A 13,863-nucleotide genomic window follows, 5' to 3' on the forward strand; every position below is an offset into this window, starting at 1 on the left:
AATCCGCGGGACTTTATTCTCCCGCTGATTGCGCTGATTTCGCAGATACCTTTGCGGTCTTGAAAGCCAAAGAGCAGAAATCAGCTTACTTATCAAAAAAAGGACCTTAAGAACAATACCAAAACTTCTTTGCGATCCTCCTGAGTTGATCGGGACAAGTTTGGCGTCTTAGCGTCCTCCGCGTGACCTCACATATTCTTCATCGCGTGATGCGCCGCTCTAGCCGCAAAAGCCATATAAGTCAAAGATGGGTTTTGGGTAGCGGTGGAAGTCATACTCGCTCCATCAGTCACGTACACATTCGGAACAGCATGCAACTGATTGTCGGCATTCAGCAGGGAAGTTTTAGGATCTTTACCCATACGCACCCCACCCATTTCATGTATATCCAAGCCCGGAGCCCTGTGGTCATCTCTGGTTCGGATATTGGTAAATCCGGCCTTGTCAAACATTTCCGTCATCTGCTCCAGGTAATCCTTGATCATTTTTTCGTCATTGTCATCGTAATCCACATTCACCCTCAATTGCGGAATTCCCCACTCGTCTTTCAGATTGGAATCCAGAGCCACATAGCCTGACTCCTTTGGAATGGTCTCACCCATCATGTGCGAACCGATTCTCCATGGCCCCCATTTATCTGGGTTCAGAATATTTTCCTTCAGTTCCATGCCTATGCCACTTTGATCTGCATATGGGCCTCTGTTGGCGCTGAAGCCTGCCGCATAACCTCTAAGAAAATCCGTTTCCTGTTTGAATACATTCCTGAATCTTGGGAAATAGCCTGAGGTCGGTCTTCCTCCTTGGGTGGTATACTCCAAGTGGCCTTCATAATCGGCAGAAACACCCGCCCTATAGTTGTGAAAAGCCACATATTTACCCAGAAGTCCATTGTCATTACCCAAGCCATTTGGAAATCTATTGGAGGTGGAGTTCAGTAAAATCAAATTGGTATTCAGTGCTGCAGCATTGACAAAAATCACGTCTGCATAGAACTCTTCCATTTCTTTGCTCAGCCTGTCTATTACCCTAACACCGGTGGCTTTGCCTTTTTCCTCATCATAAATGATGGAATGCACTACCGAATCAGGTCTTAAAGTCAGGTTGCCTGTTTTTTCTGCCCAAGGTAGCGTAGATGAATTGGCTGAGAAATAGCCTCCGAAAGGACATCCTCTCTGGCAGAGGTTTCGGCTTTGGCATTTGGCCCTGCCCTGTTGGGCATAGTAATCGAAGTTTCCGTTGATATGTGCACAACGGGCTAGAATCATATGCCTGCTGTCACCATAATGTTTTTTCATTTGCGCCTGAAAATGCTTTTCTACGACATTCAGGGGATAACCAGGTAGAAACTCCCCATCGGGAAGTTGAGGCAAACCATCTAGGTTTCCGGAAACTCCAGCAAACTTTTCCACATGGCTGTACCATGGAGCGAGTTCTTTGTAGCGTATAGGCCAATCTACTGCAAAACCATCTCGGGCAGGGCCTTCAAAATCAAAATCTGACCAACGCTGAACCTGTCTCGCCCAAAGCAGGGATTTACCCCCAACCTGATAGCCTCTGATCCAATCGAATGGCTTTTCTTGTACATAGGGGTGTTCCTGATCTTTTACAAAAAAATGCTGAGCATCTTCTCTGAAGGCATAGCACCTGCTGACCACTGGGTTTTCTTTCCTTACCTCTTCGGTAATCTGTCCCCTGTGCTCAAACTCATAGGGCAACATGTTGGTGGTAGGATAGTCTTTGATATGTTTGACATCTTTCCCTCTTTCCAGTACAAGGGTTTTTACGCCATGTTCACATAATTCCTTTGCTGCCCAGCTGCCACTTATTCCAGAGCCAATCACTATGGCTTGATAGGTTCTGTCTTGCTTTGCGTTTATATTTAAATTAGCCATTGATTTTTTCTGATTTTAGTGATGAGATCAAAACTTCGCCTTGATAGTCACCGGGGATGAGGGAATAAGGTTTCACTTCGGTTTGCATGTATTCAGACAATAAAAATCCCTGAATTGTAAACCTCTTCGTCGTGCCTAAAAAGCCTCTTAGGTCTATATAATCTTCATCTTCTTCCTGTAAGCCCGACAATACCACCTCTTCTTGTTGGGAAGGTTCAAGTTGTCCAAATTTATTTCCGGTCTTATTGATGGTATAATTCTCAAATGATTTGAATCCCTTTGTAAATGATTTCTGTGCATCCTCATCCATGCAATCGTTGACCATGACCAATATAAAGTCCTGCACTTCCAGGTCTGAAGCACCTTTAGTTTCACCGGAAGGAATGATGGTATCGGCTATTTCAGCCAGAAGCTGCTTCATGTCCGAACTCACTTTGAGCTTGTCATACGCTGCGAGAATATCCTTTTTGGAAAAATCACAGGAGGGAACAAGCACCAGCCCTCCAGTAATCAAGGCCAGGTTTCGGAGTGCGTCTCTTCTTTTCATGGGTTTATTATTAATGGATTGTCAATACAGCCATTTAAGAAAACAAGAATTTGGTGTTTTTCAAATGGATCAAAAAGGTAAAACGATTTAGTGAAAATTCATAAAATATTTTTTTGTTTGGTAGCTGGTGTGGCAAGCTGGTTAAATTTTTGTCTTGAATTAAAGCTAATCTTAAAAACGAACCCATTCTTTATTCGAAGGAACAGCCTTCGGATAGCTGGGAAATTCCAATATCAAGAATTCAAGGTACAGGATTTGGGCAACGGACTATTTGAGTTAGGAAAAACTTTATTTCCATGTTTTTACGTGCATTTTATTTTAAACTTATAGTGGTTACATTGTTAGGCAAATCGCATCTCTATGAAAAAACTTGCTTTTGTTCTCTCATCCTTCATTTTATTTGCCTGTGGGGGAAATGAAACTGAAACCACAACTGACTATTCCAATATCACCTTCACTCTGGATACAGTAGTGGTAGACCCAGGTAATGAAATCATCAATTTGAAGAATGGCCTTTGGTCCAGTGCCATGACTGATGACAAGCAGTATCTTTATATTTGGAATATGGATGAATCCACTTTAGATAAAGTCAATATCAATGATTTGCGATTAGAGGAAAAAATAAAATTCGAAAAAGAAGGACCGGACGGTGTTGGGTCGTATGTAAGTTGGCTGAGCTTACTGGACAACGAAAGGATTGTGATGGCCAACTTTCAAGACATTGGCCTATTTGATATGAACGGGAAAAAGCTCAGAACCTATAAATTGGCAAAGGAAAGTTTTAAAGGAGAAACTTTAAAAGATGGGGAGAATTTTAACCGCAAATCCATTATAACTAAAGATGGGGATTTTATCTATGGGCTTTTGGGGGGATGGACAATAGAAAATCAATCAATTGCCAAAGTTGATTTTAAAGAAAAGGAGCTCAGGAAGTTTGTCTTACCGGGAATAGATGAGTTGCAGGATTATTCAGTCATGTTGAAATCGGATCAAATGATAATGATTTCTGCCGCTGATAAGTCGCTTCAAAGAGTAGAAAATAAAATCATTCTTTCCAACTCCGCATTTGCAACGCTTTTTGTATTTGATACCGAAAGGGATAGCATTTATCAGGCAGCTTATTCTCCTACACTGACTAAGTCCGGTAAAAAAGGAGGTTATCCCAAAGAAGTTGATTCTGAGGATCAATTCAAAAAAGTAATGGGGGATATAAATGCTGAAATCAACTTCAGAGAACCTATTTGGGATCCAAGCACAAAAAGATTTTACCGGTTTTCTTACGAAACCATCCCTAGCGAAATTTCAAATAAACCTATTTCAGAGGAAGAGGAAAAAAAATCAATCTCCAAGGTTTATCTGACTATTTTAGATGAAAATTTCAATCTACTTGGGGAATCCCACCTTCTTCAATTACAACAGCCACCAAGTTATCCTTTTCTCAAAGACGGCAAAATCTGGTACTATGTCAATGTGGATGATGAATTGGGTTTTGTGAGAATGACTTTTGATTGATACTATTTTTACGGACTCGATCAATTATAAAAATTGTAAGACCGAAGGAATTTTGGGAAATCCACAACCTGGGAAAAAATCAATAAAACGCCAACATTGCTGAAAGGCCTTTTATCCATTCCAACTCAAAAATAACCAATGTACCACTTCAAGGTTTTATCAATAATACAATAGCATTACCTTACAGCAAATTCCGATATATGATGCGTATACTCTTTTCGATTTTTCTTTTTTTAAGTCTTCAACAAATACAAGCACAGACTACTTTACTGATCAATGATAAAACCAGCGGGGAGGGTATTCCTGGAGTTCTGGTGAAAATCCAGGGTCAGGAAAATAAAATCTCGGATGAGACAGGAAGAGTAGTGCTCAGCTTGGACAAAAGCAGTATCCTGGTATTTTCGCATATTGCCTATGAAACCATTTCCCAGCAAATACTCACTGATGGTGAATTTATAGTGGAATTGACCCCTGCGACAAGTTCTCTTGGAGAAGTGGTGGTTACAGGTTTTGAGTCGGAAAGACCTCTCATCCATCAGGCAGGCGCTATTTCCAAAGTATTGGAAAGTGAGCTTTACCGATTCAATGAAAACTCCATACTCAGCGCATTCAATACCAAGCCAGGTATACGGATTGAGCAAAGAGCCCCTGCCAGTTATAGGATTTCCATCCGAGGCAGTTCCCTCAGGTCTCCTTTTGGAGTGAGAAATGTCAAGGTGTATTGGAATGATATCCCTTTTACCTTTCCTGACGGTACCACTGACCTGAACATCCTGGACTTATCGAACATTCAGAATTCAGAAATCATCAAGGGACCAGCCGGAAGTATCTTTGGTGCAGGAAATGGAGGGGTTATCAGCTTTGAAAGCAAAAAGCAGATTACTGAAAACTACCTTTCTACTGACTTGGGTTTTGGAGACTTCGGACTGCTCCGCTATAGAATAGGGGTAGATCAAAAACTGGAAAACGGAAGTGTCAGTGCCTCCTATGTCAGGCAGCAATCTGAGGGATTTCGAGAGCACAGTGCTGTGGACAGAAAAGTATTCCAAGTGGCACTGAATACCGATATATCGGACAAACAGTCCTTGACTACTCAGATTTTATATTCAGATTTGGACTATCAAATTCCCGGTGCACTAACTGCGGCACAACTTGAAGAAGACAGAAGGCAGGCAAGACCCGGATCAGTAGAGCAAAACAGTTCCATAGCTCAAAAAACTGTTTTTGCTACCTTAAGTCATCGTATTGAATTGGGAAAAAAATGGGAAAATACTACTGCCTTGTACCTCAATTCCAAGGAATTTGAAAACCCCTTTATTCTGGATTATAAAAAAGAAACCGCCTTCAGCTATGGAGGAAGAACCAAGTTTGCTTTGGAAGATACCTGGGGCAGTTTCCCAGTAAGGCTATTGCTTGGAGGGGAGTATCAGTATGGAAAAACCTTAGCCCAAAACTTTGGTAACAGAAACGGAAAGGCAGATACCGTAAGGTTCAGTGATGATTTAGTCACTACACAAGCGTTTCTTTTTCAGCAGCTGGAATTGGAATGGACTCCAAAACTATTGATGACTTTGGGATTCTCAGAAAACTTTTCGAGGTATGATATTGACAGAAGCATAGATGCGGGTACCAATGAGCCCGCCAACAATCAGAGAAGATTTGACCCTATCATCATTCCTAGAATTGCCTTGGTGTATAAGGTCAATGAGCGCTCGGGTATTCACGGAAGCATCAGTTCTGGTTTTTCACCGCCAACTATTGCCGAAGTGAGAACCAATGAGGGCAGTATTAACCTTGATTTGGAAGCAGAGCGTGGAATTAATTACGAAGCTGGATACAGAAGTAGGTTTGGAATTTTCAACTTGGATTTCACAGCTTTCTACTTCAAGCTGGATCAAACCATCACCACATTTGCCAACGAACAGGGAGTAGTACTCTTTAGAAATGCAGGAGCAACAGACCAAAAAGGTGTGGAAGTCAGCGTGGATTATGCTCCATTTAGAAGTCAGGGAAGCCTGATAGAAGAAATCAAACTCAACCATGCCTTTACCGGGCACTATTTTACTTTTGCTGATTTTGAAAGAGCAGGGAATGATTTTTCTGGAAACCAACTCACAGGAGTCGCGCCAAATACATTGGTCAACTTATTGGATATCCGAAGTAGAACAGGCTTGTACATCAACTTTACCCATCAATACGTGGATGAAATTCCACTAAATGATGCAAATACTGTATTTCAAGAAGCCTATAACCTGATAGGTTCCAGAATGGGATGGAGAAAAACCTTAGGGAGCAGATGGGACGTGGAGGTTTATGGAGGTGTGGATAACCTGCTGGACGAAACGTATAGCCTTGGCAATGATCTCAATGCTTTTGCCAACCGATTCTATCAGCCTGCACCTGGAAGGAACTTTTATGGAGGGGCGAAGTTGGGATTGAGGTATTGATTGAAATAGAATAGAGATAAATTAAAATAATACCCCAACTTTACCAGCATTAACCAAATAATAAATTTTCTTTTGGGGATATACCTAATATATTTAAGAACATATCTAATATTCTAATTTTTTACAATATGAGCAGTACTTATTCTCAAATTTACATTCAAGTGGTAATGGCTGTAAAAGGACGTAATAGTTTAATTTCTCAAAGTTGGGAAGAAGAATTATACAAGTATATCACAGGCATTATTACCAATAAAAACCAAAAACTCATTGCTATCAACGGGGTCTCAGATCATATCCACATATTGATTGGAATGAAACCATCCTGTTGCCTTTCAGACCTGATAAGAGAAGTAAAAAAGTCATCTAATGCCTTTGTGAAAGAAAAGAAATTCACAAAATTCAAATTTAAATGGCAGGATGGATATGGTGCCTTTTCTTATTCTCATTCGGCTTTGGATAATGTGATTGCCTATATTCAAAATCAAAAAGAACATCATCAAAAGAAAACCTTTAAACAAGAATACATCGAATTTTTGAGAAAGTTTCAAGTAGAATTCGATGAAAAATATTTATTTGATTGGATTGAAGATTAATAAACCCGACCTCGAAGAGGTTTTATGATTTTAGTATTGGATGGATGTTTAATGGATTGACCTCGAAGAGGTCATATGTTTATAGATAACAACATTGCAGCTAGCTACATTCGACCCCTTCGGGGTCGCACCTTACCCTAGACGCATTTCGTGCTATAAAATCGAAAACATGAAGATTCTGACCTCGAAGAGGTCATATGTTTATAGAAACAACGTTTTTGTCAGAATTGGTACGACCCCCTCGGGGTCGCACCTCTTACTTCTAACACATATCCTGCTATAAACATGTGATCCCGTTGGGATCAATCAGCGCATAACCTCAAATTACCCGACTTCGAAATCATCATGATTTTATAAAACCCGGAATGACCCAGAAGTCCTCAAAAATATTTACATAAATTACAAAAAAATTAAACGGTGCGGGATTGAAGAACTGACCGAGGTATCGTATGCTGTACATTTACCTCAAAATCGGCCAGTCTTTCTTTCCCAGCACCGTATCCGCCTATGGCCATTTGCAAGGTCTTCCTTTCGGAAACCATGGCAGACGAATTTTTTTTTATTTCCTAGAGCTCATTGGACTTATCATAAGTCCATTCATGTTTAGTTTTGTCATAGCGCGTTCTTTCATCTGGAAATTCCACAAATTCTTTATTAAGGTAATACCTATCAACATGCTTGTAGTACATCAGGTCTTTCCATAAATAATCTCCTTTTTCTAAGATTTCTTCTCTAGGTAGCATAGGAGTAACAGCCACTTCTTTGAAGTCAAGGAGCTTAAAATTTTCATCTACTTTGAATTGACCTAAAACACCTCTTTTGTATCCTCTTTCATTTCTTGCAGGCCTGATAAGGTAAAAAAAATGTAAGCTATCTTCGGGCTCAATATGAAAATGTATAAATTCGAATAGTGGTATTTGACTTACGTATAAACTTCTATACTCTAGGTCATGTTTTCTTTTTGGATCAGCTCCTCTTGGTACTTTGTAAATGTGGGTAATAATATTGGCCATCAAGGTATCTTGCTCGCTTTGGCCATAAAAATTTTCAATATTGAATTTCTTTTCTTGATCCTTACAAGAAGTAAAAATCAAAACAGAAAGAACAGAAATCGTAAGTATTATAAACCTCATACAGCAATGAAATAAATAGAGCCAAGCCTTCAACTTAGGCTTGGCTCTTAATTGATTTAATTAGTCTCTGTAAACAGTGTTTCTGCTAAAGTTAGCCCAACCTTGAGTCCAGTCTCCAGAAGTACCGAAAGCACCTACAAAAGGAACCTCCTCAAACTCTCCAAACCATGCACTTTTGGTGCTTGATTGTACAAATGGAACATTATTCCAAGAAGCACTTGTTGCTGCAGGGCTTTCAGATTCAACCGTAAAGGTAGGAGTACCCAGATCAAATACTGATGGGCTAATGCCAATTTCATCCCAAGCTCCGAAGAACTGATTGCCAAAATCAGTAGTGTTGAACCAAGCTCTTGCGTCAAAATCTTGTGCTGTCCATCTGATAGAGTGACCTCTTGGCTCTGCACCAGGGTGGTTTCCTCTAGCACTTCCATTTCCATCCAAGAAAGGTAATCCCTCAGCATTTAAGTCTGGGAAGCTTGATGAATTAATTGCACTTTGGTTATCCCAAGCTCTTTCTCTGTCAAATGCCTTTCCAAAACCATTTCCACCCCAACCTCTAACTCCAGCTAAGATGACATTTCTAAGTTGAAGCTCGTTATTCTGGGCAAACTGAGTAGTATTATTACCATCAATGAAAATACCCATTGGATAACCTGTAATGATTGAGTTGTATATTTTCAATTTGCTACTTCTTCTCAACTGAGCTCCATGCTGAAATTCAGCAGAAATTGAAGTTTCCCTAACCTTTTTAGGACCAATGATCGTGATGTTTGAAAACACAGAAGAAGTAAAAGGCTCTCTCAATTCTCCACTACCATTATTGTCCACTTCGAAACCATTTGATCCAGACTGATCGGCATCTTTGGCATCCCGGATACCAATTCCAAACTGGATATTTCCGCTATGTCCCAAATCAACATCAAAATCATCATCCAAACCTCTGTATGCAATCAAATACCTACCGTCAACTGATCCGCCAAACCATTCGAACTGATCATCCAATCCAAAAGATGCTTGAACATACTCAATTACTGTAGTTCTTCCGACACTACCCATGGTTAAGGTATTTACTTCTTCATTAGGATTGATAGGAATACCAGCCCATTCAATTCTTACATATTTGAAAATACCGCTGTCATCATCATCATCAGAGCCACCGTGCCAGGCACCATAACCACCTTCTAATTGAACGCTTGGTCCTTCGTTATTCCTTGCTCTACCACAGATAACAACACCGCCCCAGTCACCTGGAGTTCTTTCACCTGGAGCGTTTGCAGAAGTAAATACGATAGGGTTATCTCTTTCACCTTCTGCAATGATTTTACCACCTCTTTGTATAACCAAAGTTCCCTTTGTTGCTTCGTCTCCGAATATTATTGTGCCAGGTTCAATTGTCAAAACACCTTCTGTTCTTCCATCATCAGTCTGAGGGGTTTGACCAGCAGCAGGAATAGGACCTACTCTTACAAATCCTATTAAGTAATAATCTTTATCAGCGGTAAGTGTAATGTTTCTTTCTTCTAAGTAAGAACCTTCAATACCTGTCACGGCCACGCCTGGAATATGTTCATCATAACCTGATAAGCGTGTCACACCACCTAATTGAACTCTAGGCTTAGGAGGCAAGGCAGATACAGTTACTGTAAAAGGATCACTTGTTGCTGCTCTATCCAGTTGGTCAGTTACAACAAAAGTGAAGTTCACTTGTGCGCCTTCCTGAAGATTAGGCTCAATAGTATAAGCCAAATCATAAGTTGAACTGGTTCCTGTAAGGTTAACATCAGGGTATGCAGCATTTGGAGCACCGTTTTTCAAAATTCTCAAACTTTTTATGCCGGCAGGGGCATTGATATTGACCTGAGTGGAAACCTCAGCTCCATTAACGCCAGTGGCTGTTGCAGGGCTTACTGAGACAGATGGAGGAGCGCCAACTGGTTGTTCGTCCTCTCCACAGGAAATAAGAAATACGAAGGACGCAAGTACCGTCAACATCGATAACAGTTTCAATCCCCGATTGAAACTGTTTTTGAAATCATTTTTTTTCATTGGATAAAATAAAGTTTAGTATGTGATTAAAATTCGTATGATATACCTAAAGAGTATTGTGTTCCAGGCTTGAACCTTCTAAATATCTGGTCATTTTGTCGGTCAAATATGCCGTCTTCATTCCCATCTTGAAGTAGAAGGAACTCTTGATTGAAGATATCTTTGATGCCTGCTTTAACGGAAATTTTTGGAGTCAATGATTTTCTTATTGAAAGGTCAAGAACATTTCTTGGCATTTCATAAGTATCAGGAATCGCGCCTGCACCAACCAATAAAATTCTTTTTCCTATTACGTTGTAATTCAGGTTGATTTGAAGCCCTGTCAATTCATCATCATAATAAATACCAGAATTGACGATAAAATTAGACTGCCCTTGCAATGGCCGATCTGTTGCACGTAAAAGTTGGGAAAGCTCATCTCCTAAAGTAACCCTGGAATCAATTATGGACACATTTCCTAGAAGGCTTATTTTACTTAGGAATCGACTTCTGAAAACATTTGCCAATGATTTTCTCAAATCTAATTCGATACCACGTGCATAAGCTCTCTCAGTATTTCTGAATAAGAAGGTGGATTGTTCCGAACCAAAATTACCATACAGAGACTCAATCGGATCATTAAAATCTTTATAAAACAGGGCAAAAGATATCGTTTCTGTCAAGCTAGGATACATTTCCCATCTCAAATCAAAATTGTGAATTTGAGCATTTCTTAAGAATGAAAATCCGGTTACAGTGGCGTCAAATATGAAGTCATAAAAACCGAATGGGGCGATTTCTCGAAATTCAGGTCTGTTTAAGGTTTTTCCATAGACACCTTTGATCACCATTTTTTGATTAATGTTGTAAGCAAGTGTAACTGAAGGAAGTAAATCAACTTGGTCAATTACAACTGGTTCAATTGGAGGCGTGGATGTTCCAGGTTGGAACCTGTCTGGGCTTTGAAGTCTTTGATCATTGTCTTCTATTCGCAAACCACCAGATAGGTTAAACTTACCCAAAGGTAGATTTAAAGACAGGTAATAAGCACGTAGGACATTTGTAGCATTGTAAAAGTTACTGGTAGAAAAGTTTTCACCTAGCCTGATACCATTTGCCACACTGATATTTGAAGGATCAAAAAGCTCCCCTATACTGACTTGGGTGAGTTCTTCTGAAAAATTTATTCCTCTGCTATATCCTAGGTTTCTCGCAGAAAAATTTCTTTCTCTATTTTCAAAGTAAATACCCGCTTTCACTATAGGCTTGAAAGCAGTATTTTTATTTAGGTTAAACCTTTCTTCAAAATTTAGACTAAAAGAATAAATATTTTCTCTCATTGAGGAGTAAAACTTTCCCAAAAAATCCGGTGTCTGACCTCTAGGTATAAATAGTACCGACTCACCCGTTTCTTCGTCTACAACATTGGTTCTGTATCTTCTATAATCAGGCAATTCATTGTAGGAAAGACCATACCCACCAACCCATTCAATTTTGGCACTTTCGTTCCAAAATTGGTGTGTTCCTACCAATTGACCTGAATAAATTCCTCGGTATTCGTTAAAAAAAGCAAAGTTGTTTTGAGTAAATCCTTGAGCAACTTGATCTCCAAATCGGTCTACAAAATCATGGGTAGTAAGCCTTTGGTAAAGATTTTTAAGTTCTATTGTATTGTTATCATTTATTTTCAAGGCCCAGTTAAAAACAGCACCAGCCATAATTTCTTGACCATACTCCACATCCATAAATGAGTACCTTAATTTTGGCTCATTGGTATCAAAATCAAATGCTTCAAATGCATTATTTTCCACATTGAAAACAGTCTTGGTGTTGGAGTATTGTATGCTGGTAGTATTACCAAGCTGCATTCCTTTTTTTCCTAAATCCTTTCGGAAATTATGAGTGACAGACCATCTTGAATCCAAACCTGAGTTATAGTTCATTTCCTCCCAATTGTTAGGTAAGGACAGCCCTGCCTGGTTGATTTCATCATTTGAAAGTCCAGTAAGTCTTTCTGGAAAATCTGATGGAAGATTATTTGTTCCATCATTGATGCCAAGCCAATGACCCGATCTTCTATCTTCTCCTCTGAAATTTCGAAGTGAACTTCCCCTTCTAAAACCTGAAGAGATATCAACAGTGGTTGATGTTCCATCAGGGATACTTTTAGTAAAAATTTTGACCATTCCCCCAGAAAAATCTCCAGGAAGCTCAGGAGAGGGACTTTTATAAATAAGTATTTGATCCACAATATTGCTCGGGACCACATCAAGAGAGAAAGACCTTACATCTGCTTCCATACTTGGAGCATTAATGTTGTGTAATTGCACTGAATTATACCTTTCATTGAGGCCTCTGATGACGATAAATCGATCGCCTACTACAGTTACACCTGGTATCCTTTTTACTACCTGTGAGGCGTCACTATCTAGCGTACGTTTGATGGATTCTGCAGAAATACCGCTTACCACCTGAAGACTTTCTTTGATGTTTTTTAAAAGTGTAATGTCAGAAGAAGTCTCTCTTACTGCAGTGACAGTAAATGTTTCAAGATCTGAAATGTCCTCTTGTAGTTCTATTTGAAGGTCAATTGTTTGACCTTCTGATACATTTACTTCGACATTCTGAGAAGAATAAGTAATGAACGATATTATGACGGTTTTTTTTCCAACAGGAATATTTTTAATCTCAAAATCTCCGTCAATTCCCGTAGCCACGCCAATTGAAGTCCCTTCAACCCTGACATTTGCGCCGATAATGGTCTCTCCTGTAACTGAGTCAAAAACAACACCCCGTATTGACCCGGATTGCGCATATGAAAAACCCGTGATCAGAAGACCCAGGATAATGAGGTAAAATTTCTTTTTCATGATGATAATTTTTGTACAGCTATGAACAGCACAAATGTCATCATGCAATGTGAATTGAGAGCGTAGAAAAAATTATCAATTCATTAAATAGAAAGTAAAAAATTAAAGGGGTCAATACAATAAATTAATATTGCAATGACCCCTATTTGTCAATAAAGCCTACAACTATCAAAATCAATCAATTTTGACTAATTCAATGTTACGGTTTTGTTAATGGGAATTTTATCCAAAAATATGCGGATCAGGTCACGGGTGGAAATATTGTCTGCCTCGGCCTCATAATTGAGGATAATCCGGTGATTGAGCACATCTTCTGCGACTGCTTTGATGTCCTCAGGAAGCACATAATCTCTTCCATCCATAAAAGCAGAGGCTCTTGCTGCCAGATTTAGGTTGATGCTTGCTCTTGGAGAAACCCCAAACTGAATGTACTTGGCTTCTTCCTTAAGGCCATACTTTTCCGGGAACCTTGTTGCAAAAACCAATTCGATGATATACTGCTCCAATGGCTCCGCAATTTTGACCTCATTGATCATAGACCTGATTGCAAAAATATCCTCTTTGGATAAAATAGCATTTACTTCAGAGTTGAATTGCATATTGGCCATTCTTCTCATGACTTCCATTTCATCAGCCTTACTCGGATAATCAATGTGTACTTTCATCATAAACCTATCCACCTGTGCTTCAGGCAAAGGGTAAGTCCCTTCCTGATCTACAGGGTTTTGTGTAGCCAATACCAAAAAAGGCCTGTCTAACTGGAATGTAGTTTCCCCAATAGTAACCTGCTTCTCTTGCATGGCTTCCAAAAGTGCCGATTGAACCTTTGCTGGAGAACGGTTCA

Annotated in this window: 10 protein-coding genes; 3 read left to right on the forward strand and 7 right to left on the reverse strand. The window is 39.6% G+C overall.

What is annotated here, in order from left to right:
• Positions 1 to 188: 188 nt before the first annotated feature.
• Together EA341_RS14610 and EA341_RS14615 are read right to left on the reverse strand one after the other, a co-directional pair.
• Positions 189 to 1,892, reverse strand: coding sequence for a GMC family oxidoreductase (locus EA341_RS14610; protein WP_293015856.1), 1,704 nt, complete (start codon positions 1,890 to 1,892; stop codon positions 189 to 191).
• Positions 1,885 to 2,439, reverse strand: a complete 555-nt coding sequence (locus EA341_RS14615; protein WP_293015857.1) for a gluconate 2-dehydrogenase subunit 3 family protein — start codon at positions 2,437 to 2,439, stop codon at positions 1,885 to 1,887. The genes EA341_RS14610 and EA341_RS14615 overlap by 8 nt, the downstream gene beginning before the upstream one ends.
• 360 nt (positions 2,440 to 2,799) lie before the next feature.
• On the opposite strand from EA341_RS14615, the gene EA341_RS14620 reads away from it, so the two are divergent.
• From EA341_RS14620 to tnpA, 3 genes are all read left to right on the forward strand, one after another.
• Positions 2,800 to 3,951 carry a DUF4221 family protein gene (locus EA341_RS14620; protein ID WP_293015858.1) on the forward strand — a complete coding sequence of 384 codons (1,152 nt, stop codon included), beginning with the start codon at positions 2,800 to 2,802 and terminating at the stop codon, positions 3,949 to 3,951.
• A 200-nt stretch (positions 3,952 to 4,151) separates the two neighbouring features.
• The gene (locus EA341_RS14625; RefSeq protein WP_293015859.1) at positions 4,152 to 6,398 is read left to right on the forward strand and encodes a TonB-dependent receptor; all 2,247 of its coding nucleotides are present in this window, start codon (positions 4,152 to 4,154) and stop codon (positions 6,396 to 6,398) included.
• Positions 6,399 to 6,526: 128 nt separating this feature from the next.
• On the forward strand, positions 6,527 to 6,991 hold the full coding sequence (gene tnpA / locus EA341_RS14630) for an IS200/IS605 family transposase (RefSeq protein ID WP_293015860.1): 465 nt from the start codon (positions 6,527 to 6,529) through the stop codon (positions 6,989 to 6,991).
• Positions 6,992 to 7,401: 410 nt separating this feature from the next.
• On the opposite strand, the gene EA341_RS14635 is transcribed toward tnpA, so the two are convergent.
• From EA341_RS14635 to EA341_RS14655, 5 genes are all read right to left on the reverse strand, one after another.
• Entirely contained in the window at positions 7,402 to 7,533 is a 132-nt protein-coding gene (locus EA341_RS14635) for a hypothetical protein (RefSeq protein ID WP_293015862.1), read from the reverse strand.
• A gap of 24 nt (positions 7,534 to 7,557) precedes the next feature.
• Positions 7,558 to 8,124, reverse strand: a complete 567-nt coding sequence (locus tag EA341_RS14640; protein ID WP_293015864.1) for a hypothetical protein — start codon at positions 8,122 to 8,124, stop codon at positions 7,558 to 7,560.
• A gap of 60 nt (positions 8,125 to 8,184) precedes the next feature.
• Positions 8,185 to 10,170 carry an Ig-like domain repeat protein gene (locus EA341_RS14645; protein WP_293015866.1) on the reverse strand — a complete coding sequence of 662 codons (1,986 nt, stop codon included), beginning with the start codon at positions 10,168 to 10,170 and terminating at the stop codon, positions 8,185 to 8,187.
• Positions 10,171 to 10,196: 26 nt separating this feature from the next.
• Entirely contained in the window at positions 10,197 to 13,019 is a 2,823-nt protein-coding gene (locus EA341_RS14650) for a TonB-dependent receptor (RefSeq protein WP_293015867.1), read from the reverse strand.
• Positions 13,020 to 13,207: 188 nt separating this feature from the next.
• The coding region (locus EA341_RS14655; RefSeq protein ID WP_293015868.1) for a MoxR family ATPase at positions 13,208 to 13,863 on the reverse strand (656 nt) is incomplete at its 5' end.

The sequence above is a fragment of the Mongoliibacter sp. genome (assembly GCF_007692705.1).
Classification (GTDB): Bacteria; Bacteroidota; Bacteroidia; order Cytophagales; family Cyclobacteriaceae; genus Mongoliibacter.

What these genes read in the sequence shown, in the direction of transcription:
- EA341_RS14635 (WP_293015862.1), bottom strand. Translation starts at nt 7,533, where the DNA reads ATGGTTTCCGAAAGGAAGACCTTGCAAATGGCCATAGGCGGATACGGT.
- EA341_RS14620 (WP_293015858.1), top strand. Translation starts at nt 2,800, where the DNA reads ATGAAAAAACTTGCTTTTGTTCTCTCATCCTTCATTTTATTTGCCTGT.
- EA341_RS14640 (WP_293015864.1), bottom strand. Translation starts at nt 8,124, where the DNA reads ATGAGGTTTATAATACTTACGATTTCTGTTCTTTCTGTTTTGATTTTT.
- EA341_RS14615 (WP_293015857.1), bottom strand. Translation starts at nt 2,439, where the DNA reads ATGAAAAGAAGAGACGCACTCCGAAACCTGGCCTTGATTACTGGAGGG.
- EA341_RS14645 (WP_293015866.1), bottom strand. Translation starts at nt 10,170, where the DNA reads ATGAAAAAAAATGATTTCAAAAACAGTTTCAATCGGGGATTGAAACTG.
- EA341_RS14625 (WP_293015859.1), top strand. Translation starts at nt 4,152, where the DNA reads ATGATGCGTATACTCTTTTCGATTTTTCTTTTTTTAAGTCTTCAACAA.
- EA341_RS14610 (WP_293015856.1), bottom strand. Translation starts at nt 1,892, where the DNA reads ATGGCTAATTTAAATATAAACGCAAAGCAAGACAGAACCTATCAAGCC.
- tnpA (WP_293015860.1), top strand. Translation starts at nt 6,527, where the DNA reads ATGAGCAGTACTTATTCTCAAATTTACATTCAAGTGGTAATGGCTGTA.
- EA341_RS14650 (WP_293015867.1), bottom strand. Translation starts at nt 13,019, where the DNA reads ATGAAAAAGAAATTTTACCTCATTATCCTGGGTCTTCTGATCACGGGT.